Annotated in this window: 28 protein-coding genes; 2 read left to right on the top strand and 26 right to left on the bottom strand. The window is 48.9% G+C overall.

All coding sequences use genetic code 11. From position 1 onward, the window contains the following. Positions 1 to 7: 7 nt before the first annotated feature. The 10 genes from L2082_RS00965 to L2082_RS00920 are packed head-to-tail and all read right to left on the bottom strand — an operon-like array spanning position 8 to position 12,066. Positions 8 to 937: a formylglycine-generating enzyme family protein gene (locus L2082_RS00965; RefSeq protein ID WP_446008742.1), complete on the bottom strand. Its 930-nt coding sequence runs from the start codon at positions 935 to 937 to the stop codon at positions 8 to 10. Next, positions 927 to 3,035, bottom strand: a complete 2,109-nt coding sequence (locus L2082_RS00960) for a CotH kinase family protein (RefSeq protein WP_446008741.1) — start codon at positions 3,033 to 3,035, stop codon at positions 927 to 929. Before L2082_RS00960 ends, L2082_RS00965 begins: the two co-directional genes overlap by 11 nt. A gap of 23 nt (positions 3,036 to 3,058) precedes the next feature. Next, positions 3,059 to 3,769: a DUF4956 domain-containing protein gene (locus tag L2082_RS00955; protein WP_446008740.1), complete on the bottom strand. Its 711-nt coding sequence runs from the start codon at positions 3,767 to 3,769 to the stop codon at positions 3,059 to 3,061. 57 nt (positions 3,770 to 3,826) lie between these two features. Continuing rightward, positions 3,827 to 4,576, bottom strand: a complete 750-nt coding sequence (locus L2082_RS00950; RefSeq protein WP_446011357.1) for a VTC domain-containing protein — start codon at positions 4,574 to 4,576, stop codon at positions 3,827 to 3,829. Between the two features lie 31 nt (positions 4,577 to 4,607). Continuing rightward, on the bottom strand, positions 4,608 to 6,209 hold the full coding sequence (locus L2082_RS00945) for an alginate O-acetyltransferase AlgX-related protein (RefSeq protein ID WP_446008054.1): 1,602 nt from the start codon (positions 6,207 to 6,209) through the stop codon (positions 4,608 to 4,610). Between the two features lie 4 nt (positions 6,210 to 6,213). Next, a complete protein-coding gene (locus tag L2082_RS00940; RefSeq protein WP_446008053.1) occupies positions 6,214 to 7,656 on the bottom strand; it encodes an MBOAT family O-acyltransferase in 1,443 nt (480 codons plus the stop codon). Between the two features lie 5 nt (positions 7,657 to 7,661). Then, complete coding sequence (locus tag L2082_RS00935) at positions 7,662 to 8,891, bottom strand: glycosyltransferase family 4 protein (protein WP_446008052.1); 1,230 nt, start codon at positions 8,889 to 8,891, stop codon at positions 7,662 to 7,664. A 24-nt stretch (positions 8,892 to 8,915) separates the two neighbouring features. Continuing rightward, on the bottom strand, positions 8,916 to 10,634 hold the full coding sequence (locus L2082_RS00930) for an FAD-dependent oxidoreductase (RefSeq protein ID WP_446008051.1): 1,719 nt from the start codon (positions 10,632 to 10,634) through the stop codon (positions 8,916 to 8,918). Positions 10,635 to 10,652: 18 nt separating this feature from the next. Next, complete coding sequence (locus L2082_RS00925) at positions 10,653 to 11,129, bottom strand: Uma2 family endonuclease (RefSeq protein ID WP_446008050.1); 477 nt, start codon at positions 11,127 to 11,129, stop codon at positions 10,653 to 10,655. A gap of 22 nt (positions 11,130 to 11,151) precedes the next feature. After that, positions 11,152 to 12,066, bottom strand: a complete 915-nt coding sequence (locus tag L2082_RS00920) for a glycosyltransferase family 2 protein (RefSeq protein WP_446011356.1) — start codon at positions 12,064 to 12,066, stop codon at positions 11,152 to 11,154. 471 nt (positions 12,067 to 12,537) lie between these two features. Here L2082_RS00920 and L2082_RS00915 point away from each other — a divergent pair, with 471 nt between their 5' ends. Next, complete coding sequence (locus L2082_RS00915; protein WP_446008048.1) at positions 12,538 to 13,155, top strand: hybrid sensor histidine kinase/response regulator; 618 nt, start codon at positions 12,538 to 12,540, stop codon at positions 13,153 to 13,155. Between the two features lie 7 nt (positions 13,156 to 13,162). Here the strand turns inward: L2082_RS00915 and cysK are convergent, their stop codons facing one another. The 16 genes from cysK to ispD form a co-directional block, all read right to left on the bottom strand. Beyond that, positions 13,163 to 14,089 (bottom strand): cysteine synthase A, encoded by a 927-nt coding sequence (gene cysK / locus L2082_RS00910; protein WP_446008047.1) that lies wholly within the window; start codon positions 14,087 to 14,089, stop codon positions 13,163 to 13,165. A gap of 60 nt (positions 14,090 to 14,149) precedes the next feature. Continuing rightward, the gene (locus L2082_RS00905; RefSeq protein ID WP_446011355.1) at positions 14,150 to 15,466 is read right to left on the bottom strand and encodes a hypothetical protein; all 1,317 of its coding nucleotides are present in this window, start codon (positions 15,464 to 15,466) and stop codon (positions 14,150 to 14,152) included. Positions 15,467 to 15,592: 126 nt separating this feature from the next. Next, entirely contained in the window at positions 15,593 to 16,738 is a 1,146-nt protein-coding gene (locus tag L2082_RS00900; protein WP_446008045.1) for a M20/M25/M40 family metallo-hydrolase, read from the bottom strand. Positions 16,739 to 16,750: 12 nt separating this feature from the next. Then, complete coding sequence (locus tag L2082_RS00895) at positions 16,751 to 17,218, bottom strand: Uma2 family endonuclease (RefSeq protein ID WP_446008044.1); 468 nt, start codon at positions 17,216 to 17,218, stop codon at positions 16,751 to 16,753. Between the two features lie 63 nt (positions 17,219 to 17,281). Continuing rightward, positions 17,282 to 17,725 (bottom strand): type II toxin-antitoxin system VapC family toxin, encoded by a 444-nt coding sequence (locus L2082_RS00890; RefSeq protein ID WP_446008043.1) that lies wholly within the window; start codon positions 17,723 to 17,725, stop codon positions 17,282 to 17,284. After that, positions 17,722 to 17,937, bottom strand: coding sequence for a hypothetical protein (locus L2082_RS00885; protein ID WP_446008042.1), 216 nt, complete (start codon positions 17,935 to 17,937; stop codon positions 17,722 to 17,724). The genes L2082_RS00890 and L2082_RS00885 overlap by 4 nt, the downstream gene beginning before the upstream one ends. A gap of 48 nt (positions 17,938 to 17,985) precedes the next feature. Then, on the bottom strand, positions 17,986 to 18,129 hold the full coding sequence (locus tag L2082_RS00880) for a hypothetical protein (RefSeq protein WP_446008041.1): 144 nt from the start codon (positions 18,127 to 18,129) through the stop codon (positions 17,986 to 17,988). 72 nt (positions 18,130 to 18,201) lie between these two features. Then, positions 18,202 to 18,522 carry a HigA family addiction module antitoxin gene (locus tag L2082_RS00875; protein WP_446008040.1) on the bottom strand — a complete coding sequence of 107 codons (321 nt, stop codon included), beginning with the start codon at positions 18,520 to 18,522 and terminating at the stop codon, positions 18,202 to 18,204. 109 nt (positions 18,523 to 18,631) lie between these two features. Continuing rightward, positions 18,632 to 18,904 (bottom strand): type II toxin-antitoxin system YafQ family toxin, encoded by a 273-nt coding sequence (locus L2082_RS00870; protein WP_446008039.1) that lies wholly within the window; start codon positions 18,902 to 18,904, stop codon positions 18,632 to 18,634. After that, the gene (locus tag L2082_RS00865; protein ID WP_446008038.1) at positions 18,904 to 19,164 is read right to left on the bottom strand and encodes a type II toxin-antitoxin system RelB/DinJ family antitoxin; all 261 of its coding nucleotides are present in this window, start codon (positions 19,162 to 19,164) and stop codon (positions 18,904 to 18,906) included. Before L2082_RS00865 ends, L2082_RS00870 begins: the two co-directional genes overlap by 1 nt. Before the next feature lie 358 nt (positions 19,165 to 19,522). Next, positions 19,523 to 19,771: a hypothetical protein gene (locus L2082_RS00860; protein WP_446008037.1), complete on the bottom strand. Its 249-nt coding sequence runs from the start codon at positions 19,769 to 19,771 to the stop codon at positions 19,523 to 19,525. Positions 19,772 to 19,919: 148 nt separating this feature from the next. Continuing rightward, positions 19,920 to 20,300, bottom strand: a complete 381-nt coding sequence (locus L2082_RS00855; RefSeq protein ID WP_446008056.1) for a PIN domain-containing protein — start codon at positions 20,298 to 20,300, stop codon at positions 19,920 to 19,922. Beyond that, a complete protein-coding gene (locus L2082_RS00850) occupies positions 20,297 to 20,518 on the bottom strand; it encodes a hypothetical protein (RefSeq protein WP_446008036.1) in 222 nt (73 codons plus the stop codon). The genes L2082_RS00855 and L2082_RS00850 overlap by 4 nt, the downstream gene beginning before the upstream one ends. 94 nt (positions 20,519 to 20,612) lie before the next feature. Further along, positions 20,613 to 23,699 carry an NACHT domain-containing protein gene (locus L2082_RS00845; RefSeq protein WP_446008035.1) on the bottom strand — a complete coding sequence of 1,029 codons (3,087 nt, stop codon included), beginning with the start codon at positions 23,697 to 23,699 and terminating at the stop codon, positions 20,613 to 20,615. After that, positions 23,696 to 24,172, bottom strand: coding sequence for a 2-C-methyl-D-erythritol 2,4-cyclodiphosphate synthase (gene ispF / locus L2082_RS00840; RefSeq protein WP_446008034.1), 477 nt, complete (start codon positions 24,170 to 24,172; stop codon positions 23,696 to 23,698). The genes L2082_RS00845 and ispF overlap by 4 nt, the downstream gene beginning before the upstream one ends. Before the next feature lie 17 nt (positions 24,173 to 24,189). Continuing rightward, entirely contained in the window at positions 24,190 to 24,903 is a 714-nt protein-coding gene (ispD, locus tag L2082_RS00835; protein WP_446008033.1) for a 2-C-methyl-D-erythritol 4-phosphate cytidylyltransferase, read from the bottom strand. Between the two features lie 180 nt (positions 24,904 to 25,083). Here ispD and L2082_RS00830 point away from each other — a divergent pair, with 180 nt between their 5' ends. After that, a complete protein-coding gene (locus L2082_RS00830) occupies positions 25,084 to 25,569 on the top strand; it encodes a DUF3015 family protein (RefSeq protein WP_446008032.1) in 486 nt (161 codons plus the stop codon). Positions 25,570 to 25,591: the final 22 nt, after the last annotated feature.

The following is a 25,591-nucleotide window of genomic DNA, read 5'->3' as shown; positions in this document are numbered from 1 at the left end:
GGAGCCTTTAATGATTTTGGAGTCCTGCTTCTTGTTCTGTCTCCATGACTACCCTGAATCCTAGCACATTAAATCTGCTTGCAGGAGGAGAAGGAGAACGCTTGGCGCAGCGGATTGAGTTCGGTTCACTGAGCCAGCTCCCTCCGCGAATGACCCGGTAATCGAACCCGTCCTCTTTCTCTTGGTACAGAGGGTTTCTCGGCCTATCTGCCGCTTGATTGACCCGATATGTTTCCTTGCCATAATGATCTTCACACCATTCCCAGACATTTCCCAGCATATCATACAATCCAGCAGGATTGGCTGGGAAACGACCCACAGGGGCAGAAACAAGGAAACCATCAGAACAATCATGGTAACTTACCCGCTTGAGCTGATAGAAGAAATCAGCAACATTAGCGTACGCACAGGTCTCTGTTGTGCTTTCCTCTTCACCACCCCAGTATCTGGGTGTCTCTGTTCCGGCCCGGACTGCAAACTCCCATTCAGCCTCTGTGGGCAGGCGAAAAAGAGGCCTTCCCTGACGGTCTCTGTTTCGGGTCAACCAATCCATATAGGCCTTGGCATCATACCAGCTCACATACACCACTGGTTGCTCATCACCATTCAACGATCTGCCCTCAGTCTCCTGGCTATTATGGGCTGGTTTGAATTGGCGATACTGACCATTAGTGACCTCATATTTGCCCATCCAGAAACCATCAACACAGACCGTATGCAGCGGTTTTTCAAGGAACAAACGGGTGGGACGCGGATCCCGGCTCCCGAGCTGAAAACAGCCTCCCTGCAACCAGATAAACTCCAGACCTGAGACCGGATCCTTCCACTGCTCATACGGCTGGGGGTCTTCAGGAGGTTGTGCCAATACTCCGATTGTAGAGAGCAACCACACTGCAAGAGAGCATCCCAGAATGCTGTACACATGCCTACTCTTCATCTTGAAAAACCGGCTCAATAATCAAATCTTCACGCACCTCAAGGTCCAACCTGGGACTATTCACTTTTTTTTCGTTCACCAACCAGTAAGAAAATCTCTTCTGATAGGGCGCAGCAATACTGACCGTTATCCGGCTTCCTTTAAAATAATATCCCTGATAACCAGCAGGCTCCTGGTAGCCGTCAATGTCATACTGTATATCAGCCGGGCCTGTGACCTGACACAATAAACTGGGCCCGAGTTTGAAAAGCTTTTCGGTCTCTTTACGCACCACTTCTGGACGTTGCTTCATAAATTCGCCCAGCATCTTCATATACTTCGTGTCTTTTTTGCCGTAATACTCCAACATATTCGTGTAATACGCTATCCTCTCCTTGACAAAACGGGCATTGAGACGATGATTCAACAGATCCCGATACAAGGTAAGGACATATTCACGATACGCAGGATCTTCATTCAGGAGACGACTGAACAGCCGTGGTCGTACATCCTGGGCTGTATAGGGCGGCGAAGCCATATAAACAAGCCTCCAGGCACGCTGCTGCCATTCCGTCATAACGATTTTCTCGGAACGGACATTCTGGATAAAACTCTGATCCATATCCCAATTAATCCAAAAGGCCCTCTTATCCGGTTGACTGTTATCAAGGACAGCCAGTCCCTGATAATAATCACTCGTACCGCAGAAGATAAACGAAAAAAGATGGCGTGCCAAATTGTCAAGATCAACAACTCTACCAGCGGCCTTCATTGTTAAATTCCCCCGTTCTCTCAAGACGCTCCATAACCTGACATTAAGCACACGCCCTTTATGAGAAGGGACGCTCTTATATTTATAATACAAGAAATCACTATGACCAAAGTAGGTTTCCAGCAGCCGCTCTCCCAAATGGGGCACGAAAAAATATATTCCCTGCTCAACACCGTTCAGGTACAGAAGCGCTAAACGGGTTTCCGGGACCTGACAGCCTATACGCCGGGCAATATCATAGGCCAGGGTATTATTAAAATACCATCCTCCTTCAGGCCAGGCAGTATGATGGACCACCAGGCGTTTAACAGGTTCGGTTGTTGTACTAAACCCTATCTTAGGCTGAAAGGCAGAAAAGCGAGACTGACCGTATTCTTTCCTAAAATACAAACGAAAGCTGCTATAAAGCTGCATCCGCTTGCCACCATGCATTCTCATCCCCACCATTGAGGCAAAACGCAACTTGCCATGCTCATCAAAGTATGAGCAATAGGCTGGGCGTTCCCATTGACGCCCACGGGCTGTCTTATTGGCAAGGAGACCTGTATCAGGATGATAGAGATTCGCCTCATCAATAACAAGGGAAAGGATGGGCCAGTTCTCCTTGAAATGCTCTTGCGTAATAACCTGGCTGCTGGGAAAGGATTGTGACCCGTCATCAACAACATGCCGATACAGGCTTTTCTTGCGTTTCCGTGGAAACGCAAGCTGCTCTATCTTTCTGGGGCCACGTACATCATCCAGTTGTAGTTCAAGCTGGGCATCAGCATCCAGAGCTGTGAACGATACCCCATCACCATCATGATGCATGGAACTGATACCTGCTAAGGGCTTCAACAGATCAAGACCGTCCCCAGGAGATAACACGATCTCATGCTCAGCAGAGTACAGGATTATGCGGCGTATTCTTATATCAGCCGGTTTTGTCGTGGGATCAATGCGCAGCAGACGCAGCTCAGACAAGGGAGGAAGGGTGAGGAGATAATCTTTTTGTCCGCTAGCAATAGCAACGCTGCTGCTTCGTTCGATGTCGTACTTCTGCTCTTTTTTCTCTGTCCAGAATACCTGAAGCTCTGTAGCAACTGGGATCTCAAGCTCTATCGTCAGAAGCGATTTCGTGAAATCTAACGCAGTCGCTGATGAAAAAAGTTCCTCCTTGGGCATGGTCTTGATCAGTCCTCTTTCTTTCAGGATCTTTCCCATCTTGCCAACGTCAAGGATTGAGCTGGGAATTTCCTGCCCCTGCAATGCCGTTTTCAAATCAGCAAAAAAAGCCTCTTTTTCCAAAAAACAGGCGCCAAGAGCAAAGCCACAGAGACAGCAGACAATAAGGCCATAGGATCTCATTCTTCCACCATTTCCCAACAGGCCTAAATTGCTCCCTGTTTATTATAGAACATATTTGCCCCGATCGAACCAACCCCATCGTGCTGTCCGTTTTTCAGCTTAGCCTGCAATTGCAGAAAAGCTTCCTGCTCCATCCGGATAAAGTTATAAGAAATAACCGTCTCGCCATTATTATCTGTAATACTGTCAATCCGTCCTTGTGGGATCTCCTCTTTCAGTGTCTGGAAAATAAAGCTGCTCTTTTCCTGAAAGTCATCTGAGGCCAAGGTCAGAATAATGATGCCATCATTCATTGCGCCTTTAAAAATCCGCTGAAAATACTGCATTCCCAGCAGGGCAATCACGCAAACAATCAATAAGATCGCCAAAAACGAGAGATTAAAGGTGGAACAGCAAAGGGATGAGGCAACAACCAGCATGATAAAGCCGATCTCTTCAGGCTCTTTAATAGGGGTACGAAAACGAACAATGGACAAGGCCCCAAGCAAGCCCAGGGAGAGGGGCAGGGAGAACTGAATACTGATAAAAATAGCTGTAATAGAGATGCCGATGAGTGGAAAGGCCCGATGCACCTGACTGCCCGTTGCCCGTACACTGTAAAACCTTGTGTATAAAAACGAAATAAAGACAGAGCTGAGCAACGAAATCAGCATTAAAAATAAGAACGGCAAAAAACCTACCTGTTCCATTCTATTGCTGCCAAAACCGGAAAGGGATGTGAGTAACTCTTCCACGTATGTCTCCTTATTATTTATTCATCCTTTCGCCCTTACAGCGGGGAATACTCTTTTTTAAAAAAACAACCCTGTTAATAATGCATAGCAGCTGCCGTATTTTGAAAAAGCCTGTTTACGACAGCCAAGGGCTGTAAGTTGGTGCAGACTACCTGGCAAATCAGCAATATGACCCTTTACCTCAACAACTCCGGTATTGAGAACAGCCTGGGGCTTGGCAGAGGTCAACATTTGACCATTCACCCGTGGGGCCTGGATATCATAATCAATACATACCCGGCAACGGGTGTTTGGCTCAAGAAACCTGCGTCGTTTGTACTGTATTTGAAAGGCCGGGTAAAGCGAGAAGGGAATCCTGGCCCCCTTTTTCCGGGCCTGTTGTTGTAATTCCAGCAAATCAGGGTCGCTTAATGGTTTAGCAGCAAGTTCCTTGCCCGTATATCTGCTTGCAAAACGCATCTTTTCACGGGTGGCTCCGATCTTGTACTTAACCTCCACAAAAGAACAATCAGGAGGGGATTCGTTTACCCTGTTTTCACCAAACACATCATGCCCAATCCCTTCATACCAACGAACCCTGAATTTGGTCTTATAATAATCGCTATTAAATTTTTCATAGAGAAGCAACCAATCCTTGGTATCATAATAAATACTTGAGATAATCCCTGTTGGAAAATTCGGGTCTGGCAGACAACGTAGTTGTAACCAGCGAATCAGGGTCGGGGCCTGGATATTATGAAAAACAAACTTGGTTTCATGCTCGGGTTGAGGGCTTCTTTTGGTGGGGTCTTGTTTCGTCATCATCATACAGAACGTGCAAAAAAAAAATCTACTCACCTTAATGAGCAACACCCTTCACTGTCAGAGAACGAAGGAGATAGTTACCCGCCTTTTTGCCAGGATCAATACGCAACAAACCACGAACATCTGGATGAGGTAAGCGCAAGAGCAACCGGTTTTTTCCTTTATGTATTTTCTGCTCCACCACTTGTTGTGGTGCTATATCCCTGGTATTTTCTCCAATGGTAAAATACAAGGCAAAGGTAGTGTTCTGTGGAGCATCTACTTCAACTTCAACCAAATAGCGTTCAGGCTTTTCCGGGGGCGTGAACGGAAGCACAAAAAACGGATCGTTACCGTGCGCATGGATCAGCAATCCATCAGCATGGCGTTCCAAACTGACATGGTTACGCAAGGAGATCCTTTGTAAATCCAATGACCCGTCTATACGCATACGTACTGTCTCGGACGCCGCATATTGCTCCTCAAGCACTTTAGTCGTCCATTCAGCCGGATTCGGGGCAAGTGCTCTGCCGAGATTCCTCGCTACCCATATTTCGATAACAATGTCGGGTCGCTCTCCGACTATCAACTTCTGCAGCTTATCAAGCTTAATCTGTCGAGAATAAATAACACGTTTGAAGCGTTCGTTAAAGTATCGTTGAAGAGGAATACCGAAGGAATCATGCACAATAAGAGCTGTCAAAGTCTTATCCAGACAGCCATTTTCAGTGGGTAGTCTCGAAGCAGAAATATCAGCTTCCTGCAAATACTGCGAGGTCGGGGAGGGATGAGTATTTTTTTTCTCAGCGCAGGGTTTCTTTATCTTAAAAACATCAACCTGTTCCGTCACTTCTCCTTCCTGATGCATAAGCCGAGCCAAATCACCTGAAAACGTTACATTCTCCCGCTCAATCTCTTTCTCAATCACAGATGCACTCTCTTCAGGAAACCAATCAGAACATCGCTTCATAATCTGATTAAAAGCCAGCAAGGCTCCGGCATTACTCCAATGGGTATCGGTTTTAAAATAAAGCCGCTCTGCCTGTTTATTGTCTCGTAATACGGGATAAAGATTTATAAAATCCTCAAAAAAAATCTCTCGCTCTAAAAAAGCGGTAAATTGCTCGTAAAAATTCATTCCTCTGACACCTTGCACTCTGTCAGGGAGATATTCATCATAGAGAAAAATTTTATTAGGAACCGGAACAAAAAGATATCTCACGCCAAAACTGGCAAGCCAATTCCGCCGGTCAATCAGTGTTGCAGCATGTTGTTCAAGGGAGATCTGATCAATATGCTCCATCCGGCTAAAATCATCAAACACCCCTTCGCCAATATAAAAAAACCAGCCTTCCTTTCCTTTAAGAACAAAATCAGAAGGTGATACATGAAAAATCTTCAAAGAAAGAAGGTTATATAATCTGATGAGGTTATCACGCAACCCGAAATGATCCCTGTAAAATGCATCAAATTTCTTCGGAAATTCAGTCAATCCGGTCATGGTCGGAACTATCTCGGGAAAAACAGCAAGCTTTCGTTTTTCCGCTTCTGAAATTTCCTTACGCGGGCCTACCATAAACAGACAAAAGGGCAAGAGGAGAAAAAGCAAAAAAATGCCAGAAACTGCTGCCGGATAAACTCGTCTCGTAAAGCTCATGATCTTAGAATCTAAAATAGATAAAAGGATTATACGCTCCAACAGAAATTGATCCGGCTGAAAGCAACAAAACCGTCAAGATGAAACCCAGCTTTACAACCTGCACAGATACGGCGGCAAGGTATTTTTCTTGCATCCAAGCCCTCCAGTATGTCCGCAGCCAGGGATACAACGGGAGACTGAGCAGAATACCGGCTACAAATGAACAGATAAATAACGCATTACAGTCCATACTGATGCGAGGATGCATCCTCTCTGCTCCCGACAAACCATACATAACAGAGAAATAAGAACCTGCCTCTGTTAATTGCTCGAGGCGAAAAAATACCCAGCCATTGATCACCACCAGCAGGGTATAACAATGCTGCCCAATCGGATGCATACCGGTTACGATCCGGCCCCAACACCCCCGTTCTGCAACCAGAAAAAAACCGTACATCAGGCCCCAAAGGATGAAATTCCAACTCGCACCATGCCAAAGACCGCAAAGCAAGAAAACTAATAACAAATTCAAAGCCGTCCGCAAACTGCCGTGTCGGTTGCCCCCTAAGGGAATATAAAGGTAATCCCTGAACCAGGTTGATAAAGAAATATGCCAGCGCCGCCAAAATTCACGAATAGACCGACTGATATAGGGATAATTAAAATTCTCCAGAAAGTGAAACCCGAACATGCGCCCAAGGCCGATGGCCATGTCTGAATATCCTGAAAAATCAAAATAAATCTGCAAGGTATAACAGACAACACCCAGCCAGGCCGTGCCGGTTGAAAGCAGATGCATTTGCATACCGAAAATATGATCCGCCATCAAGCCCATGGGATTGGCGATCAGGACTTTTTTTCCTAAACCGAAAATAAATCGTTCTGTGCCACAGGCAAAATCATGCAGACCAACTGTACGTTTTTTTATATGCTCCGCAATATCACGGTAGCGAACAATAGGCCCAGCAATGAGTTGGGGAAAAAGAGAGATATACAGCCCGAGATAGAGCGGATTTTTTTGCGCCCTGCATTTCCGACGGTACAGATCAACAAGATAGGACATCGCTTGAAAGGTAAAAAAGGAAATACCTATAGGAAGATGCACATCGCTGAGATGGATAAGAGGTATATCAAGCTGGCCGAGTAACATATTAAGGTTATCCACGGCAAAATTTGCATACTTGAAAAAGCCGAGCATACCAAGGTTGGCAGTAAGAGCGGCTGCCAGTAAGATCTTGCCGGATCTGCTTCTTTGTCTCCCTACTCGGTCCAAAAGAAGGCCAAAGATATAATTCATCGCAATAGAGGCAAGCATGACAAAGACGAAGAGCTGCTCACCCCAGAAATAAAAGACAAGACTGGATAAAAGCAAAAACAGATTACGTCCTTTCCTGCCGACACAGAGATAACCGACCAGGACAACCGGCAGAAAAAGAAAAAGAAAGGTAACAGAGCTGAAAACCATCTCTGTTAACCTGAGATGTTGGTTGAAGGATGGATAAACCGCCTGTATACCTCATGAAGAACCTGCCCCACAACAGCTGAGGAATACTGACTCTGAACCTGTTCCCGCCCCTGCTCTCCCCGTCTGCTGGCCTGCGCTCCATCAGCAAGGGCTGCTTCTATGCCAGTCGCCAATCCCTGCCCATCACAGGAAGGTGCATAATAGCCAGCTTCGCTCAACATTTTTCGGTTGTTTTCTGTGGCGAAACAGACCACCGGTAATCCGGCAGCCATATAATGGAGCAGCTTCCCGCTGGCCTCCCCGGAATCTGCCTCCTTGGGTTCCAGGGCAAGATCACCTACGGCCAACCAGTCGCTCAGATCACAATAGGCCACCTGACCCGGCAGCAGACAGGATGACTCCAGCTTATGCTGGCGGATGTACGCTTCTGCAGGTTCCAGGGGGTAACCGACCAGGACAAAAAAAAGATCGTCACGGTGAGCACAAAGAATCCTCATGGCTTCCAGGATATGCTGCATCCCTTTTCCCGGTAATAAAGAGCCAGTATACAGGATTACCTGCTTTCCCTGGGGAATCAGCCCCTGAAAACGAACAGACCGGAGTTGCTCTGATGCAGAGGTCTGAAAAAAAGCATCAGGAACAATATCCTGCAGCAACTGAATCTTCTCCGTTGGCACTTGAAACTCCTTTTGCAGCACCTGACAGCTCTGTTGGGAAGAGCAGAAAAAGAAATCCGGCATCCGGCAGATAATCCCTTCAACAGCACGAAAAAACTTCAAGAGAAAGGAGAAGCTATCAAAGGCCTTATAGGCAGCCAGTTCCCCGGAAAGACTGCCCTGCATATCCATCAGCACCTTGATCTTTCTCCGGAACAGACAGAGTTTCACAGCCCAGCCTATCAGGGCTCCTTCATGGAGGTGGCAATGGAGCAGAGAGGGGCGTTCCTGCCACGTTGTTTTCAGAACGAGAAAGAAGAGTAAAAAATCGGCCAGAAAACGAAAGGGCGAATAACCCGCATCCAATTTGGTATAACCAGGCACTGAAAGAATACGCCGGATATCCATCCCCTCCACATCATTGCCATGATGGTAGGTACAGATAATGATCCGGTACGGATACGAAGCCAGGGCCTCCACCTCGTTACGGATCCGGATATGGCAACCCCGGTCGGCAAAAAACGGGGTGGGAGCAATGTGCAGCACAGTTTTATGCTGCTCAAGGTTCTGATTACTCATCCTCACACACTCTGCTCATTCTGCTCACTCTGTACTACGTTGCCCGTCATTATCTCCATACTCATAACGGGCAAGCACCTTGCTCTTTTCTTCGTGCTTCTGGTCCTCACTCCACCCGAGTTCAGCAGCCATCAGGCCGGCAGCTTGTTCCAAGGTTATCTCATCGGGCTGGCCAATGGTTCCGGCACCGGTACGGCGAAAAAAAACATCATCCAGATGCATTGCCATTTCCTCTTGCACAGCGTAGAACACCTCCACCGCAAGGGTAGAAAGTTTGGAAGAAAGAGGTTGCAGGAGTTCAGGACGACCAACGGCCAGATTCATCATTCGATCAATCTCTGTCCCATGATAACGGATCAGATGCTCTACAGTCTCAGCGGAAAGCAGATCCTTATATTGTGCCTGTTTCTCTTCAATAAAAGCAGGTAGGTCAGCAATAGTTCCCTCCAACAGGGGCGTTGCAACTGTACCGCAGGGCTTCTTCTGCTCGCTGAACTTTTGTGCAGCCAAATCAACAGTCTTTTCCGCCACATTCCTGGCCGTGGTGAATTTAGCACCCAAAGAGGTAATGAGCCTTGGCGTCTTGTCTGTAGCTTCATGATCCACCAGCTGGTACTCACCGGTTCCCTGATATTTATCCTCTTCAATATTACGCACTATAAGAGGATACAAGCCAGTATAGGCATAATGGACATCCTGTCGGGTGAGATGCAAATCCGGCAGGGCCTCGTTGATATCAACAAGAAAATCATCAATATCCTTTTGCGTCACCCTGACCTGATCAAAGGTTCCTTTGAAGGGTACGTTGGTGGTGCCGATGAGAGAGCGGCCACGCCAAGGGATGATGAAAAAATGCCGCCCGCCTCTGGTAACAAAACCCTCAGTTTTCTTACGGGTGGTCAGGGCTAAGGCGTATTCCGGATGGACCTGACGGGTCACCAGATGGACGCCTCGGGCAAAGCCGGTGAGTTCTTTCTTCATCCGAAGCTGGAGACCAGGCACGGAACGATTCAGGGCCTGGGTCGCCGGGCCTGCTGAGTTAATGGTCAGACGTGCTCGCAGGGAAAACTGCTCATCAGTCAGGGCGTCACGTACAACTACGCCCTCAATCCGACCAGCCGAACTCAGATACTGTTCAGCCTCCACATAATTTGCCATCCTTGCACCATTGCTGACCGCAGTCTTGAGAAAAGCCAGGGTCATCCGCTCAGAGCTGTGCATATGTGATTCAAAGAGCACCTGGGCACCGCTTAACCGCTCTATACTGTTCAGCTGAGGAGCTGCGGCCAAGGCTTCTTCAACACCAAGAAATGGCCCCTGTGGTGGCTTTCTGGCCGGATTATCCAACAAATCCTTCAGCCCAAAATGACAAAGGCCGTAGAGCTTCATTGCTGTTTTGAGGGCCCAGGCCCCCTTGGTCAGACTCAAACCATGCTCTGTGGGAATCAAAAAGGGTTTCCAGCTGACAAGATGAGGCGCAAGCTGCTGAAAGATCATCTGCTCACGGCCAGATTCCCTCACCTTCCAGACCTGTCCCATGGGCAGATAGCGAATACCTCCATGCAGCAATTTTGAGGAAGCAGAGGAAGTAAAACCACCAAAATCCTGACGTTCGATCAAAGCTACGGAAAAACCACGCAAAGCCGCATCATGGGCAATACAGGCCCCGGTAATGCCGCCGCCGATCACCAGAATATCAAATTGTTCTTTCTTGAGCTGCTCAAGATGTTTTTTTCGCTGCATATTAAAATAATCAAATAATCACGCATAAATATTCGCAGGAAACTCAGGGCATATCTTTGACTCCGTAATCCTGCCTTTATAGCTAAAGAACTCCATGTCACCGTTCTCATCGCAGAACCATACTTCCTTTGCCCCTTTGGCAAGATACAGCTCTTTTTTTTCCGCCATCTCTCCTTTCATGTTTCCGGGTGAGATAATTTCAACACATATCTCCGGTGCCATACTATACGGTGTTGTAAAACCGTGTTGGGCGATAAACTCAGCGGAAGCCCAGGCAACGTCCGCTACTTTGACGTTTTTTGAGGTCTGAATACTGATTTCGGCAGAGACCTCGCCTTCTTTTGTGCATTGCATGAGCTTCAGAGCAATTTTCACCTGAAGATTGCCGTGCAGATTCGATGCCGGTGTCATCACAATTTTCCCCCACTCATCAAGTTCTATCTTAAACGGTATATTTTGCAGAGACGGGTGTTCGAGAACCTGATTCCATTCCATCTGTACCTCCTCTCTTCTGTAATCAGCGCAGTTTTTTACGCAGCTTGTATTTGATTGCCGAAAACAACAGACGCCCCTGTTCCCGCACACTGGGTTCAGCCTGACCCGCCAGTTCCCCTTGCACCTGCTCCAGCTCATCCCGCAGCTCTAACAGACGCTTTGTCCCTGCGGAGGCTATCATTCTTGATTCTCCGGGTAGGGCTGCCAGCATGTATTTCTGAATGACCTGTATATCCTGCTGCCGCCCAATAATCGCTGCCTCCCCAAGAGTATTGCCATCATGGATGCGGTAATAGAGGAGTTGTTCATCAGCTACATAATGCACCTGATCAGGAAAGGCCAGCATCATCCTGAAGATATAATCATAATCATGCAGGTAACGCAGAGAACAAAATTTGCCGACCCGATGTACAGCCTCTGCGATCATAAACAGATTTGATGTGGTTACCATTAAATTGCCCTTGAGAAAAGCTGTATACAGATCTTCGCAGGCAAAATACCAGTTCCGATTTTTATGATGCCAGCTATTCCAACCAAATTCCGGGTCTGTAAATACCGTACCTGCATCGCAGATGGGAATAACATCAGTAAATAAACAGGCCGCATTGCTTGCCTGCTGATGCGCCACAAGTTTTTCCAACCGATCTTTGGCATAGATATCATCGGAATTCAGGATCGCAATATACTCGCCTTGGGCCAGACTCATTCCCCGGTTAATGGTATTAAAAGCGTCCTGATTTTCCTGATAATAATACGATAAACGAGGATCTGTGTAGGCTTGAACAAGCTCCCCGGTTTTATCGGTGGACCCATCATCAACCACGATCAATTCCAGGTTTTCCCAGGTCTGGCTGAGCACGGAATCCACAGCCGCACCAATAAATTTTTCGTGATTATAAGCAGGGATAACAACGGAAATACGTTTCTTGTGTTCCATAAAACCTTTTCATGCTTGATTCCTATGGCCCCTCTGGAGAGAGACAAAAATTATACCAAGAGGATATTTTTTACGAAGAATAATCGGTTCGTGAAGGGAAAGCAAATTATTGCGAAACCAACAGGTATATTCCAGTTACTCTTCCTGGTACACAATATATTGCCACAGTAACAAAAAACACAACAAGACCTCTACCAGCACTTCTGAAATACACGGTTCCAAATCGGAGTTTGTTAAAATTTTCCATTCCTCTCCTTCATGTAAAAACAAACGATATCCTGCCGGGTAGCATAAAAGGCCTGCTGAAACGATACCTTGTTATCGCACAATCCAGGAGTTCTTCTTATTGACTTCGCAATGCGCTTCCTTTACTATTTACATGTACTCTCTGTTTTCAAAAAGCTGTGGAGCAGCTGAATGTCGTCAGAGACACCTGCCCCTTGACCTTGTCTTGTAACCAATATTTCTCTCATGAAACTTCTCATCGCTGACGACGAAATCTCAACCAGAACCCTCCTCAAAACCTGTGTCACAAAATGGGGATACACGGTTGTCGAGGCCAGGGATGGCTTAGAGGCGATGACCATTCTCCGCAGCCAGGACCCACCCAGAATAGCAGTACTGGACTGGATGATGCCTGGTCTTGACGGAGTGGAAATCTGCTCCCGTTTGCAGGATAACCCCAATGAACAGTTAACCTACACCATCCTTTTGACCTGTAAGTCAGATAAGGAGGATGCTGTCCACGCCCTTGATCAAGGTGCCCATGATTTCCTGAGCAAGCCTGTCCATGTTGGTGAACTGCAAAGTCGTATAGCGGTGGGCAAACGTCTGGTAGAGGCCAATGACCGTTTATTGGAGCTGGATCGTCTCAAAAATCGTTTTCTCCGTATGGCTGCCCATGATCTGAAAAACCCTTTGGGGTTTATCATCTCCATGTCAGAGCTGCTCTCTGATGAAAACTATCCCGAGGTACGCCGGGAACAGGACAAACATCTCCATGCTATCCGTGACTCAGCAGCCAGGATGCAGGGGTTAGTTAATGACCTCCTGAATGTGGCCCACAGCAAAGAAGAGGAAAAAGACTGATATGTGTTCATGCAAGTTTCATCAGCTCCGTGCTCAAATAACGTTCACCTGTATCGGGCAACATAACCACAATCCGTTTCCCCTGATTTTCTGCCCTGCCCCCTATTTTCAAGGCAGCAGCTGCTGCCGCACCGGAAGATATTCCGCAGAGAATCCCCTCTTGCCTGGCAAGACATCGGGCGGCCTGCATGGCCTCCTCATTTGTTACCTGCACAATTTCATCAAGCAGAGACTGATCCAGAATTTCCGGCACAAAACCGGCTCCAATCCCCTGAATCTTATGAGGCCCAGGCTGCCCACCAGACAGAACCGGTGAATCAACTGGTTCCACAGCCACCACCTGAATATCCGGATTCTGTTCTTTGAGAAAACGCCCTGCTCCAGTGATGGTACCTCCAGTCCCTACCCCGGCAACCAGAATATCCACGGTCCCGTCCGTCTGCTCCCAGGTCTCTGGCCCGGTTGTCCGCTGATGCATGGCTGGATTGGCTGGGTTGGCAAATTGATTGGGCATCCAGCTTGGCGCATGCTCTTCCAGCAGTTCTTCTGCCTGGCCAATAGCCCCTTTCATGCCTCCAGCCCCTGGTGTCAGGACTAATTCTGCCCCGAGATAGGCAAGGAGCTTCCGTCGTTCCACGCTCATGGTTTCCGGCATGGTCAGGATCAATCGATAGCCACGGGCAGCACAGACAAAGGCCAGCCCAATACCGGTATTCCCCGAGGTAGGCTCAATCACCGTGGTCTTGGGCGTGAGCAGACCGTCTTTCTCAGCAGTATCTACCATCGCCACAGCAATACGGTCCTTGACACTCCCCAAAGGGTTGGAGGATTCCAGCTTCGCCACGATCTCTGCTGCACAATTCGCCCCGATCCTGCCCAGACGCACCAAAGGGGTTTTGCCTACGCTCTCTGCCAGGTTTGCATAAATCTGCATCTTCCTTGCCTCCCTTTCTTCATGCCTTGTTGTCCCGCCCCCAAGGGGGCGAGACAGGCTTTATTCATTAAAAATAAGGACCGGACTAAAACCGTATCCACCCATATTATTATCACCAAAATGAACCTTATAGGCCTTTCGTCCTGCCTGATCCCGATCCACATGTCCTATTCGGGCCATAGGCACGGTTATAGTTTGCTCATTGTAACGGGCTGTCATAAAGCGCAGCTCAACGATCTTCTCCTGTCCATCATCGGTGATAAAGGTTGTATAATCCACTTTTTTCTGGGCAATATATTCGTCCAGCACCTCAGCCAGCTCATCAAGCACCCTCTCAGATGGACGCAAAAAAAGACGATGACCAGCAGCCCCCCATTTATGCTTCCACACATAGTCATCATAGGCCAGAATTCCCTGACGAAAGGAGGATGCGACCTCAGCGAGTTCATAACAGCTTGGGTTATAGAGATGATCCAAAGAGGGTGCCAGTCGCTTGGAGACGAGGAATTGTTTGATCGGGTGATTAATCAACTTTAATTCTTTATATGCTCTATCAAAACGGTATTGCCAGGATGAACCATCAGGATAATCTTCCAAAAACAAGGCATCAGCCAGGATGATCCGGCTGTACAAACGCCTGATCCGCACCGGCGCACCAGATGCATTCCGATAATACAGGCCTCTGTCCTGCTCGTAAAAATCCTCTACATCTACAATATCAATGGGGAGGCCAAGCTCTTTCTGGGTGGCATAAAACTCAAAATTGGTCTTTTGCTCCTGCACCTTTCGGTCTGTGAGCACAACAGGCTCGCCCTGTTCCCCGCCCAGCATGTTCCGATAGACGTTCAGGAAATCATCCCAAGTCACCTGCGGACCATCGGCAAAAAGAAAGGCATTCTCAATCTTCTCAATATCAGGCAGATGCTGCACAAGCATCCTGTTCAACAAAGCTGCACTGATAGGATAGGTAGCAACGGCCTGGGGCTCAATATTACGCAGACCATCATCGGTCACGGCCATATCAAAACTGCCCATGGAAAAACCACCGCCCTGCTCTATGGGTAACAGGTTCTCCTTTTGCGGGGCAAAACCATTGGGAGGCTGAAAAGCAGGCAGGCGATCGTTGGTTGCTTCCTGTTCAATCGCGGCGATGAATTGATTAAAACTCCGGGCCAGGGTTGCGCTGATGCCAACAAAATAATTGGCAAGCCGCATCCTGCCACCATTTTCCAGGCCGTTGCGAAAATGATATTTCCGGGAAAAGGTCTCTACCATCTCCTGATACACTGCATCCGGGATGCGTTGTAGAAAGACATCCTGCTGTCCAGTGCTGGCTTCAGCTGCTGAGGTTCGATTCTGTTCGAGTATGACTGACATAGTATTTCTGATAAGAGTATGCAAGGCGTGTAGGGGCGAATCCCTGTGTTCGCCCTGAATGTTCCCATGCAATAAATGGGCAGGCACAGGGACCTGCCCCTACGCTCCTGCCTGAAATTGTATTATTCAATTGCTGGCCAAGGCCAGCACCAAGGCAGTTAAGTTGCTCATATCCTCAAGACTGACCTGCTCATCAGTGGAATGAACATGGGTCATGCCGGAGGCAATAATGGCAGTGGGCAGACCAGCCCCATTAAAAATATTGGCATCACTGCCACCGCCAGCGATCTCATGCCCCATGGGAATACCGACCTGAGCTGCTGCTGCATCAAGCCGCTGAATCACCGCATCCTCAGCCGAGAGCTGCATAGCTGGAAAATCCTGCTTGACTTGAAAATCCAATTCCGGAACACCACGGGCCTCGCCTGTGGGATCACTCCATTCATCAATCACCTTGCAAAATGCCTGCTCAATCTCTGCGGTCAGGTTATCCAGTTTTTCCGGGGAATGACTGCGCACTTCACCCACAATCACCACCTCTTCGGCAACAATATTAGAGGCTGCCCCGCCATGAATGGTGCCGAAGTTAGCTGTGGTCTCTTCATCAATCCGGCCACAAGGAGCGGCTGCAAGGGCCTGCCCAGCTAATGTAATAGCATTAATGCCCTGTTCCGGACTTAAACCTGCGTGGGCTGCCATGCCTTTGACCTTAATACGAAGCCGATTTGAAGCAGGTGCTCCGACAATCACCCTGCCAAACCCGGTGGAATCCAGGGCATAGCCCATCCTGGCCTGGATATGGTTCGGGTTCAGGGCCTTGGCCCCGAGCAGACCGATCTCCTCGCAGGTGGTGAAGATAAACTCCATGGGCGCATGGGAAAGCGTATTCTCCCGCAACACAGTCAGGGCCTCAATCATGGCGGCAATCCCGGATTTATCATCACTGCCCAGAATGGTGTCGCCCAGGCTGGTGAAAATATCATCCTTGCGCACCACTTTGATGCCGATGCAGGGTTCCACCGTATCGAGGTGGCAATTGAAGAACAGCGGTTCCAGGTCTGGATCGCCTGCAAAACGGAAAATCAAATTGCCGCATTCCGAACCGGTTTGCGTGGCAGAATCATCTTCAAAGGGAGGGTCTGCACCAAGCTCGCAGAGTATTTCTGTGACCAGAGCAGCCATGCGCCCTTCCTTACGGGAGGGGCTGTCGGTTTCACAAAGGCGAATAAAGGTCTGGGCAAGCCGTTCCTGGTTGATCAGTTCGTGCTGCATTATTTTCTGTCCTTACAGGTTTTGCGCATCAGGGGCCAACGCACTTTGTTCGATTTCTCCGACATGACTGTAGGTCGTGATTTTGCCATCCTCGTACACCACCCAAACCTCTTGGGCACCTTTTGCCAGATAAAGATTTACTTTGCCCGAGATTTCTACTTTGGAGTTTGACGGGGAAACAATCTCAATGCATATTTCCGGGGCCTTGGGGTATGGGGTTTCGTAGGCAAAAGTGCGGATAAACTCATCTGAGGCCCAAGCCACATCAGCCACTTTGACGCCTTCCGAGGTTTGGATAGAGCACTCTGTGATAACCTCACCGTTGGGCAGTTTGTTGATGAGATTGGCTGCCATGCGGCCTTGAATGCGTCCGTGCTGATTAGACGCAGGACTCATCAGGATTTTGCCGAAGCGGTTCAGCTCAATCTTGAAGGGGAGATTCTGCAACAGGGGATTGCCTATGACTTCAGCCCATTCCATGATGTTGCTCCGTTTTTTCTTGTCTTCATCATATCGCCTCAAGCCAGCTTTACTCCGGTCGTATTATTCCACAGGAATCAAGGTCTGAAATCCTGCTTCGCTCACTAAATTTTCAAGAACAGTGTCTGCACTGACAAAAATTGTTGCCGAATCGCAGTATGTCTTAAAAAATGCCGTCTGCAAACTGTCCAGGGTTCTGAGTCCCCGATTCTCTGCTGTACTGCGAAGGAATTCCCAAGCTTCTGCGATAACCAAGGAGGAAAACTTGATTAACTGATACCTGCGATCAAGATCATCCTCAAACTTCTGCACCAGGGCTTCAAGAGTTTCCTGCGTGATGCCGTGTTCACGGTATTTACGATACACAGTCGATAACAGCTCGATTTTCGCAAGCTCTGAGATAAATAATGTATCCGAGCCGCGATAAAGTCCAAGCATCGTCTCTGTACCGATTTCCCGGTGATAAATTTTGACCAGCGCAGACGTGTCGAGATAATAGCTCTTCATAGACGATCCGCCCTCTCTTCAAGAGCCACTTCAGCCCACGAACCGGGACATGAGGCGGTCATCTCAAGGATTGTTTCTACAGAAGAGGTTTCAGGACGTTTGGCAATCCCTTTCATGGCCTGCAGCAGTTGAATCTGTTCATAAACAACGACCAGTTCATTCATGTTCATCGCATTTATTTCATTTACAATCTTTTCTTTCAATTTCGTCACGTCATCTCCTCTTTCGTTAAAGGCTGAAAGCAGGTCCAGAGTCGGTCTCTACCACGCTTCCTTACGGATTGCCTCCTGAGTAATATCTCTGTCCTGCCAGATTCCTGCCAAGGACATAAAATCTACACCACACTCTCCCTGTCCTTGCGCGCGAGCAAACAGGGGATTACCTATGACTTCAGCCCATTCCATGATGTTGCTCCGTGAGTGTTATATATGTACGGGTATATCACCCGACGCTTTGGCAACAGAGTAGATATTCCCTCAGGAGGTCCGGACAACTGTTTCAATGTGAGCCAACTCCTCTTGTATTCGGTGTTCGGTATGCCATAAATCATAGGCTTGCTGCATACGTAGCCAGAGGCCAGGACCGTTGCCGGAAAATTTGCCGATCCTCAAGGCCATTTCCGTTGTGACAGGATGGGTTCCTGCTAAAATACGGTGCAACTGCTGACGAGATACTCCGAGCCGACGAGCTGTTTCGCTAACAGAAAGACCGAGCGAGGGAAGCACATCCTCACGCAGGATTTCCCCCGGATGCACCGGCGGACGTTGCAATGGTCGTTGAACTGCATATTCTCCCATAATTTCACCTCAATGATATTGCACAAGATCAACCCGATATAAAGCGGAGCTTCACGGTGTCTGTGCCCAAGCAGAGCTTGAACACTAGAAAAAATAGGGAACATATTGACTATTTACGAAACAAATCAGTATGGGTACCTGTACGCTCAAAGATAATACTGTCTGACTGGTATTGATAAATAAGCAGCCAATCTGATTCAATGTGGCATTCCCGCCTCCCTTTCCAATTTCCGATGAGCCTATGATCCCGATGGATGGGATCAAGAGATTCTTCCGCAACCAGAGAGCGGATAATCAGCTTGATTTTATCCATATTCTTCCCGCGCTTCCGCATACGCTTGATGTCCCGTTCAAATTTTCGGGTATATACGGGAGTCAGCATCAGATACCGAGCTTTTTAAACATATCTTCAGCATCCTCGCAAACGACCAGATCGCATCCGGCATCTGTGTCGTCAAAAGTCTTGCGGGTAGACTCATTGGGCAATGCTACACTGAAAGGCAGACCCTTTCTTTGTTCCACCTGTTTATAAAACAGAGTAATAGCTTGGGTGGTAGTCAAGCCAAGTTGACGAAAAATATATTCCGCCCGATTTTTTAAGTCAGGCTCAATACGAGCCCGTACGCTTGCTGTTTTATTCATAGCGATTCTCCTTGTATTTCTCTGCATTGTAGCCCAATCGGAACGCAAGCTCAAGAGAAACGAAAAGGAAAGAAGCTGAAGAGGAAAGCCTTCTTACAAGCTTTCTTGCCCTTGGTGATGTCCCGGTGCGGATGTTCTGATAGGGTCTCCCCCTGTGCGGAATCATTCCGCAGGATCGCAGCGTCATCCTTTTCTTGTGCAGAACGATCCGTACCTATCGCAGGATCATGCAGCGGCGTTGCAGAACCACTCGTACCTGTTGCAGAATCGTTCCGAGGCAGGGAATCATGACGCTACGCAATATTTTTGTCATCATTCGGTAGTATCTCGTCATGATTCGACACAAATTGATCATCATTCACAAGAGGATGGTCATCATCCCCCAGTGACGCAGGGCGATCCCCTTGTGACGAGGCGTTATCCCTCTGTGACGCAAGACGATTCCCTTGTGACGAGGCATGATCTCCCAGTGACGCAAGGCAATCCCCTTGTGACGAAACATGATCCCCCGGTGACGCAGAACAATCCCCTTGTGACGAGGCATCATCCCTCGGTGACGCAGGACGACCCCCTTGTGACGAAGAATCATTCCCCGGTGACGGGACATGCTCGCCCTCATTCAAATATAGATTTTTCTATTTTTGCACGTTGAAAACCGGGTGCAGAGGGCAAGGCGAAAACTTCCCGGCTTCACTGCCCTTGGTTATGTCCCAGCCCATGTGTTCTGAAAGCGAGCGCACGGATTCCTCTTCCACTTATGCTGCGGGGCGGTGCAGGTTCAAGCCGGAGATGAAACGAAAATCTTTGACGTTCAACGTATACAGAGACAGATCATGCGACAGGGCAGTTGCCGCAATCAACGCATCCGGCAGGCTCAGTTTATGACTTAACGAATAGGTTTCCATGAGCTGAAGAAACCGGGTTGAAATTGGGATATCCAGAGGAAAACCGGTCAGCAGTGCAAGGTGTTGCTTGATGCGCTGTAACTCCGCTTTGTTCAAAGCACCGAAATACAGTTCGGCCTGGGTAATCGCGCTGATAGCCAGGCGGTTCGGGCCGATCTGGCGCAGCTCTTCTGTAATCTGCGGATTATTTTTGTAGAATTCGATCAGAATGTTGGTGTCACAGAGGATCATGTCTCCTGCCTCGGCCACGCTTCTTTACGGATTGCCTCCTGAGTAATATCTCTGTCCTGCCAGATTCCTGCCAAGGAAAAGAAATCATCCGGGGTATCCTGCTCAGAAGTTTCGCTTTGACCGGCCTGAACAGAATCAACAAAGTCCAACGCTGTCAGCAGATCAAGCAGCATTTTGGCCTTTTCTTTATCCCGTACTTGGACAACTATTTGTTCCATATCGTGTATCCTTGCTGCTGTTTTTGTTCGCGTTGCTGTTCCGTAACGATTTTATTATAGCACAGAAACAGTAAGGGCGAAAAATCTTTCGGCCCTAGGGCAACTTCCCGGCCTCGCTGCCTTTGGTGATGTCCCAGCCCATGTGTTCGGAAAGGGAACGCACGGTTTCGTCGATTTTGTCCGGGGGAATATTGGCTTCTTCTGCGGCTTTTTGGATGTGTTCGGCGGAGATTGGTTGACGAGGATTGAGATACCCGTAGTCAAACTCTACGTACTCTTGAAATACAACTTCACCAAAACGGGAAAACTCTTTGCCGTACAAAAGTGCAGCTGTGCCTTCTACTGGTGCTAGTTCTCTAATTAGCTGACGAGTTTCATCATCAGGCCAGTGCCTGACCAACAACGTCAATGCAGTGCTACGGACATCTTGATCCTCATCCTGATTAATACGTTCTTTGAGCAATTGAAGCCCCTTATCATCCTTCCAATGTGCAATCAATTGCTCCAGCGCACTCTTACGGATAGAGCCATCCTCGTCCTGTACAACGCGTTCACTAAGCAACTGAAGAGTATCGCTATCCGGCCAGTGTTTGACCATCTGCTCCAGTGCCGTATAACGGATAGAAATCCCTTCATCCTGCACAACACGTTCACGAAGCAGCTGGCGAGTTTCATCATCAGGCCAGTATTCACTTAATATCTTCACTCCGCTGTGGCGATTCTCCCAATTTTCATCCAAACAGAATTGGTTGACCAAAACTCGTTGTTGCAAAACATGTGCGAAAAAAACGACCGCCTCTTTATTATATGGTATATATCCTTTTGGCACGCTATATTTTACACATGTACTATCAAAATAAAACTTCGATTTCCCAGGCCATTCTGGCCCAACACTCTTAGTTGCAACAAGTAATTGTTTAGCGAAATATCCTGAATAACAAGATGTAAGAAGATCAGACACTGAAGCCATCTCTCTCCTCCCAGAAAGGAAACAATGGATCACCTTCAGCAGCAACTCCACTCCTATTTTCTCCTCAATAAGCTTTAGGTTTCGCACCTCACTCAAACACCAAACCGCCAGCACCAACTCCGGCAACGGCGTTTCCCCATCCCACGCCTCCATATCCACCTGCTCCGTTAAGTGCGCAATAATTTCCCCGGCAAACTGTTCATCAAGCTGCCCGCAGATCAGGCGCAGCACTTCCTGCCAGTCATCGTCCCGGCAATATTTATCATACAGAGCAAGCAGCTCCTCAAGGCTCAAGCTCTTTTTCTTTTCAAACTGGTGAACAAACTCGGTGGCGCAGAAGTATTCAAGAAAGGTGCGGTGGACAAAGGCATAGCTGTCACCGCCAAGAAAGCAGAGGATGAAATTCCGTTCCCGTAATTGCTTAACCAAGGCATTAGCCGCAGCACGGGCCTGATCAAAATGAAGATCTTCCCGCAAATAGGCTTCAATCAGCCCGGCGAGTCGTTCGCCCTGAATGATATTGGCAGCCCGGCCTTCCTCCTGCCCTTCAGCGGTCTGCATCGCCAGAGCCACCCGGCGCAGAATGGCGGACTTTGCCCGGAGGTCGATCTCTCCGCTGAGGCCGGGGAAATCCTGCAACGAGCGTTCTGTTTCCCATTGCTGAAGCAGTAGCTCCGCCGCCTTTTCATAGAGCAAGACCCGATCACGGGGTAATTCCTGATAACGGTTAATGATTGCCATCAAGGTAAGGAGAAGAGGATTACCCGCCAGCAGCTTGATAGGATTAGATTCCCTGATTGCTTTAGCCAGCCGTTCCCGCTTGCGCTGGGCCTCATTGATATCCGTAAAGGTGGTCTCATGCCAAAGAACCAGAAATTGCTCAACCTGCTCTTCATCCAAATCCTGGAGCATAAAGTCTTTAAATTCTGCATCCCGCAACCTCTGCGTCTTATACCCCACCACCCGAGAGGTCAGGATAATCCGGGTATCAGGGTAATCATTGCTGAAGCGATGGATATCATTGATGGCCTGCTCACGCTCCTTGGGATCAAAGATTTCATCCAGGCCATCCAGCAGGAGCACAACCCGGCCCGGTATTTTAAGCAAGGCATCAAGGGTCTGTTGATTAAGACGGTGCCAAGTACGGGCATGATGCAGATACGAGACAAAGCCCTTACCATTGGGGCAGTCCCACTGGTTGTAATCGCGCAGCTCGATGAGCAGAGGTAGGGGTGCAGTATAACGGCGGTTGGCGTCCTCATCTCGTGCCCATTCCAGGGCCAGGAAGCGGAGCAGAGAAGATTTGCCGGAACCGGGATCGCCGAGAATGACGAGCCGGGGCAGTTGCGGGTCAGCGCAGACCTCCAAGACCGGTCGCGGGGTCTGGTCAAAATAGGCCCGCCGCAGGTCGTGACGTTCGCGCTCCAGCAGCTCCAATTCGCGAGCATCGACCTCACCCTGCTGAATCAGGCGTTGCTGTTCTTCCTTGGGCAGCTCCAGCAACTGCGGTCGGTAGTTCTGACATTCCCGGATGGACTGGGGCACAAACACGTTCCAGAGGCGGACCGCATTATAGGCCGCGCCCTCGGTGTCCAAGCTATCCAGACCGAGGCTGGCAAAGCGTTCCACCAGAGCATCCGCGTATTTGTCCAGATCAAACTCTGGAGGTAGGTCACGTCCTTTCTGCCAATCCTCGCTGTCCTTGGCAGAACGCAGACGGGCAAAGGTTTCCCGCAGTTCCGCTGAATCATCTCGAATAGCCTCCACCTCGCGGCTGAAGCGTTTGCTGATTCGCTTCCAGGAAAAATCATTGGGCAGGGCCGGAGCATCAGGAGTATCCTGCCACGCTTTTACAAAAAGGGCCGGATCAAGATAATAGCCCGGCTCCAGAAATAAAGAACCGATGGCCTGCTGCACAACGTCCTGCTCCAAAAAGTCGGCAACGACATCACGCATCACCTCCAGCTCGCGGGTCTCCAGCTCCGCATCCAGCAATTCATCTTCCAGCAGCTTGAGCAGCTCTTTCACTGCGAGACCGGTTGCCTTGGTCAGCGGCTTGCGGTTCAGGGGCGATAATACACTGCCGAAGCATTTACCGACATAGCTTTTAGCCGCATCCTTCGCCACACCCTGAGCAATATTTTCCAAAACCGGGCCAAAAACCGACCATGCTGCTGTAGCACCCCAGCTTATAAGCACTCCTTCAATCATACCGCCTCAGCGAGCAGCACCACTGCATGGGCAGTAATCCCCTCGCCCCGCCCGGTATAACCCATCTTCTCTGTGGTGGTGGCCTTGATATTGATCTGCTCCGGTGAGACTCCGCAAACAGCGGCAAGATTGCTTTGCATGGTCGCCAAGTGGGGAGCAAGTTTAGGCTGCTGGCAGACCACCGTGATATCCGCGTTCTCCAGGTGCATCTTTTTCGCCCTGACCAGTTCCATGACCCGTTCAAGCAGCTTGAGGCTGTCCGCGCCCCGGTACTGCTCATCCGTATCCGGGAAATGTCGCCCGATATCCCCTGCCCCCAAGGCACCGAGCAGGGCATCCATCAGGGCATGAACCAGGACATCCGCATCCGAGTGACCGACCAGCCCTAGCTCGTAGGGAATCTCCACCCCGCCGAGAATCAGTTTCCTTCCTTTTGTCAATCGATGGGCATCAAAACCGTGTCCGATCCGCATAGCGTCCTCTTCTTTCCCTACCCCTTCCGAAGCAGAGCGGCTGCGATCTTCAGATCATCCGGCCGGGTAATTTTAATATTTTCCTCACTGCCCATCACCACACTCACTGAAACCCCGGCGTGTTCCAGCAGAGACGCCTCATCTGTGCCAATAAAACCAGTGGCTGCAGCATACTCATAGGCCCGTTCCAGCAAATGGAGATCCATTGCCTGGGGAGTCTGGGCCTGCCAGAGTCGGGAGCGATCCACAGTGCCAACAATCTCTGTGCAACCCTCATCAACCTCTTTCAGGGTATCCTTGACCGGAAGCGCTGCAATTACAGCCCCATGCTCCTCAATACCTGCAAGGCATCTATCAATAATCTCCCCTTTGACCAGAGGCCGTGCCCCATCATGGACAAAAATCCGCTCAATAGAAGCAGGCAGGGCTTTGATCCCGTTCTGGACCGAGTGCTGACGGGTGTCGCCCCCAGCCACATATATAATCCTGCTCTGTTCCTCTTTGCTCAGAAAAGGAATAAGTTGATCTTTGCCGGTTTCAAGATGTACAGGAGGAAGGATCAACATAATCAGGTCAATGGCCGGGTGGGCAAGAAAAACCCGCAGGGTGCGAACCAGGACAGGCTCGCCAGCCAGTTCAAGAAATTGTTTCGGGATCCCAGCTCCCATCCGGGTTCCCAAACCTGCTGCCGGGATAATGGCAGCCACGGAGTGTGTTGTCGTATCAATCATATTTGTTCACCATAGCGTGCTGAAGTTTAATCATACTATAGTACTGCGAACGAAGAATGATAGCAAAATATAATTCGGAACAAAGCATTATTGACAGCAGAGAGCTTCCCGGCTACTATTGGCAGAGAGAAATGATGTTACAATTCATTCAACTTCTGTACAAAAAGGAGAACAAGAGACATGCGTACCCCAAAATTGACCTTCCTTGCCCTGAGTTGTGCTGCCTCCTTAGCTCTTGCCCAAACCGCAACAGCCAGAGAATTTGCCGAGATCTATATAGATTGTGGACTCGGCGCAATCATCGCACCCCGCACCCCGGTAGTGGCTGCTATCACCAACGTCACCTTTGATTTGGGAACCACTGCTATTTCCTCCAACATCTCATCTCCTGAGACCTGCTCAGGTGGACAGGCCCGTATGGCCACTTTTGTCCATGATGCCTATGAGTCTCTGGAAGTTGAGCTGGCAGCCGGAGAAGGCAAATACCTTGATTCATTGACTGCGCTGGCAGGGGTTGAACAGGAAGAGAAAACAGCCTTTGTGGAAGACGTTCGCAAGCAGTTTGCCCATTCTGTTGCAGCTGCTGATTATACCCAACAGACCCTCTTTACCAAGGCTGAAAACCTGTACAATATTCTTCACAAGGAAATGGAAAACCGGAGCTGATCAGCCTATGCCAGGTATACGC

The organism is Candidatus Electrothrix sp. (assembly GCF_052785085.1).
The sequence above is the reverse complement of the archived record's forward strand: the minus strand, read 5'-3'. Positions and strand labels throughout refer to the sequence as shown.